This window comes from Lentibacillus sp., assembly GCF_035301925.1.
In the GTDB taxonomy this organism is placed as follows: domain Bacteria; phylum Bacillota; class Bacilli; order Bacillales; family Amphibacillaceae; genus Lentibacillus.
In genome coordinates this window covers 1-3453 of the sequence record NZ_DATGTI010000054.1, presented here as the reverse complement: position 1 = coordinate 3453, position 3453 = coordinate 1, and the positions used below count along the sequence as shown (strand labels likewise).

Sequence of the window (3453 nt, the reverse complement as noted above, 5' to 3'; positions counted from 1 at the left end):
AAAGTAACAGAATCACAATCTTGTTTTCACTGATACTTAGAACAAAGTTTGCAACGATTTGTGCAATCTGTTCCAATGTGATTAAGCGACCGAAGATACTAGCCATCACAATTAATAGAATGATAACCGATGACGTCACACCTGCTTTTACTAGATGGTCGTATACTTTCTTAATATTAAGATCCCTGTAAACAAACAGTCCGACAACTAAACCATATAATGCCGCTATTGCAGCTGCTTCTGTCGGGGTCATAATTCCACCGTAAATTCCACCTAAGATGATTACTGGAGCCAACAACGCTAACTTCGCATTCCATGCTGCTTTTAACGTATTTTTCAATCTAAATGACGTTTTATTCCCTTGCCAATCATTCTTTTTCGCAATGAAATAAGCCACAATACACAAAGCTACACCAGTCATAATTCCTGGAAAAATACCTGCAATGAACAATTTCGAAATTGACTCTTGAGACATAACTCCGTAAATTACAAGTGGATTACTTGGCGGAATGATTACTCCAATTGATCCTGCTGTTGCGACAATCGCTGTCGCAAATCCTGGGTGATAGCCTTGCTTAATCATCGCAGGAATCAAAATCGTACCAATCGCAGCAACCGTTGCCGGTCCAGAACCACTAATCGCGGCAAAGAACATACTTGTAATTATCGCTACTAGTGCTAAGCCACCAGGTAGAAAGCCAATCATTTCATCGGAAAGTTTTAATAATCTTTGAATAAGAACCCCGCCACCCATGAGGATTCCAGCGGCAACAAAAAATGGTATGGCCATGATTGGAAAGCTGTCAATACTTGTGAATGCCGTTTGTGGGAAGAAATCCACTGGAATCGCATCGGTTGCAAGTACGGTCGCGAGGGTACTCACGCCGAGTGAAAACGCGATTGGCATTCCGATGAAAATAAATAAGACAAAATATCCAAATAGTAAAATTGGGGTGGAAATTTCCCCTAACACTACCACTGGTAACACCATTACAATCGATAAGCCTAATCCGAGAACACCTGCCTGCATGCTCAAGTCTTTTGAATCATGCAGGAATTTTTGAATTAATCGGATACCAATTAGTAGAAAACCGATTAGTACTGCACTGTACGGAATCGCCATTGGAATCCCTAATGCTGGCGTTGTTTGACCCATTTCATACTGAAAACTAATTAAGCCAAATCCATAACGAATCATCAAATAACTGAAATATAACATGAACACTGTATTTGCTATTTCAATTCCATCCTGCCAAGTCTTTGATAACTTATCGAAAAAAATATTTACTCGTATCACTTCTCCCTTTCGGATTGCTAAACTCGCACCAAAAAAGGATACAAAAATAAATAAATATCGAGATAATTCCTCTGTCCACGTAGTGATATTAGCAATTTCGACAAATGGTAACAGATATCGGTTGATTACTTGTAGGTTAATTAATAGGATAAATCCAATAAAACCAAAAACGATTAATACTTCTTCAAATCGGCTATCCAAAATGTCGAGCACTTTTCTTTTCTTTTTGGGAGGTTTTACTGTTTGAGTCTCACCTTCCTTTACCACTTGTGACATACTATCACTCCCTAATTATTTTTTCCGAAAAGATACCTTCCTTTGTCTTTCCTAATGTTTCAAGGATTAGATCGACATACTCTGGCTCAGCATATCCTTCTCGAACAAACTCATCCCAAACTTGTTCGGTCGCTTGCTTCCAAATCAAAATTTCTTTATCGGTAGGCTCATATATTTCTATTCCATAATCAATGAATTGTTGCTTTGCTTCTGCTTCGCGTTCATTAGCCTTATTACGCTGCCACACCTTTGCCTCCTCACCAGCTTCTATGATAATCTCTTGTTGCTTTTTGGTTAAGGAGTTGAATTTATCTAAATTCATCACTACGATGTCTGAACTGTAATTATAGTTTACTTCTGTTGCATAAGAAAGAACCTCTTGGTGTTTCGTATCCCATAGTAACGAGTAACTATTCCCTTCCCCTTCAACCGTACCTTGTTGCAAGGCAGTAAAGACATCAGACCAAGCAACAGGCGTTGGTCTCGCACCAAAAGCTTCAAAGTCTGACTGTTCAATACGAGAATTCGTCGTACGTATTTTCATACCCTCTAAATCCGATGGAAGAATAACTGGTTTCTTATTATTTACGACCTGTCTAAATCCATAGTCGGGAAAGAAAATCACTTTAAACCCGCTTTTCTCCATTTCCTCACGGACGACATCTCCCGGAGGTCCATCAATCGCTTTGTACACTTCTTCCTTATTTTCAAATATGTATGGTAAATCCCATGCTGTAAAATAATTCGTGAAACTCGTCATATTTGGCGTTGAAGAACTTGCAAAAGCAATACTCCCACGCTGCGCACTCTCAATAACTTCCCGATCATCCCCAAGCAACCCATCATGATACGTCTCTATGATCATTTTCCCGTTTGATTTTTTCTCAACCAGCTCCGCAAACTTATCAATCCCCAGAGACACTGGGTGATTCGCTGCTTTCGATTGTGCTACACGAAATGTGATTACATCCATATCCGTCACACCTGCAAACATTGATAAACGCAATTCACCAAAATAGATGAAAACAATTAATAATAATAAAGCTAAAAACCGAATTGTTTTTCCTTTCATATTTACCCTCCCCTTATATGTATACGCTGCCATTTTAATTAAAATTCTTTCTTTTTTGTCCATTTACAGGGAAAAATGTACATAAAAAACCTAGCCAGCATTTTATGCCAACTAAGTTGAAAATCATTTGTCAAATGAAACTTGTGCAGCCTCTTCTGCTGCCGAATCGACTTTCTGCATGTATTCATCAGCGGTCATGACATGTGCGGTAGAGCCACCTAAGATAGTCAAAAATACTCGGTGCACCTCTTCCGCCGGAACCATGCCGAAGCCAATGTCTTTATAGTCGTATGTACCGGTAACATCCGATAAAAATGCGACCTTATAGCCTCGATACATTGCATCCCGCGCTGCCGCGAAACAGCAATCTTCCGTAGTCAACTCTGCAATCGCGACATTTTCTATCCCTTTCGTCCTTAAGATGATATCAAGATCCGTCCCTTGGATAGACACTTCTACGTTTTTGTGTAAATGAGCATACTTTTTAAAATCACATGCGCAAAGTTACGCAGTAAAATCTATCTCGAAACATAGGAATAAATGTTCCGATTTTCTATTTATTCAATAGTATTATAATAGAATAATAGCAACAACTACAATTGTATCGTGGGCGGTTGGCCATCTTCCTTGTAGAAGGGAGGTGGTAGAATGACGACTTTCGAAGCACTAAGCCTAGTAGCGCAATTCAGTCTATCAGTTGTAGCGGTACTTAGTTTAATCGTGACCGTCGTCATTTTCGTAAATAAAAAGAAGTAACCGCCCCACGACCAATGGCTGGCGATTACTTCTTTAATATCAAAAGCTTTGG

4 protein-coding genes are annotated in these 3453 nt (G+C 39.3%); all 4 read right to left on the bottom strand.

Going from position 1 to position 3453, the window contains the following annotated elements:
• Nucleotides 1–1573 (bottom strand): TRAP transporter large permease subunit (locus tag VK080_RS04820; RefSeq protein WP_324223636.1); only part of this gene is annotated, 1573 nt, incomplete at its 3' end.
• Nucleotides 1574–1577: 4 nt separating this feature from the next.
• The gene (locus tag VK080_RS04815) at nucleotides 1578–2645 is read right to left on the bottom strand and encodes a TRAP transporter substrate-binding protein (RefSeq protein WP_324223635.1); all 1068 of its coding nucleotides are present in this window, start codon (nucleotides 2643–2645) and stop codon (nucleotides 1578–1580) included.
• A gap of 123 nt (nucleotides 2646–2768) precedes the next feature.
• Nucleotides 2769–3098, bottom strand: a complete 330-nt coding sequence (locus tag VK080_RS04810) for a cysteine hydrolase family protein (RefSeq protein ID WP_324223634.1) — start codon at nucleotides 3096–3098, stop codon at nucleotides 2769–2771.
• A 140-nt stretch (nucleotides 3099–3238) separates the two neighbouring features.
• The coding region (locus VK080_RS16115) for a hypothetical protein (RefSeq protein WP_324223633.1) at nucleotides 3239–3453 on the bottom strand (215 nt) is incomplete at its 5' end.

Coding starts and splice junctions, on each gene's coding strand:
- VK080_RS04815 (WP_324223635.1), bottom strand. CDS start 2,645: ATGAAAGGAAAAACAATTCGGTTTTTAGCTTTATTATTATTAATTGTT.